Source organism: Tenacibaculum sp. AWR4_210, from assembly GCF_056160945.1.
Genome location: NZ_JBSWYF010000075.1, coordinates 1 through 307 on the forward strand (window position 1 = coordinate 1; position 307 = coordinate 307).

General features: G+C 51.5%; 1 protein-coding gene. It reads right to left on the minus strand.

From position 1 onward, the window contains the following. Positions 1 to 307, minus strand: a 307-nt coding sequence (locus ACXAG7_RS20085) for a hypothetical protein (protein ID WP_476667944.1), incomplete at both ends; no start/stop codon positions are given.

Genomic DNA, 307 nt, shown 5'->3' on the forward strand with positions numbered 1-307 from the left:
GTGAGTGTTCCGTTAGTTCCCGCATTTGGTAAGGCTTGTTCGCTTACCACTACCTGAGCCGTTGCTGCTGTGGTACATGGTGCGGTTGCTGCTACGGTATACGTATAGGTATTTGCGCCTGATAATGCTGGTGACCAAGTTCCGCCTGTAGCTGGACTTCCACCTAAGGCTGCAAATAATTGCCCTGATGTTACCGTGCTTCCTGCACAGATTGTGAGTGTTCCGTTAGTTCCGGCATTTGGTAAAGCCTGCTCGCTTACCACTACCTGAGCTGTTGCTGCTGTGGTACATGGTGCCGTTGCTGCTA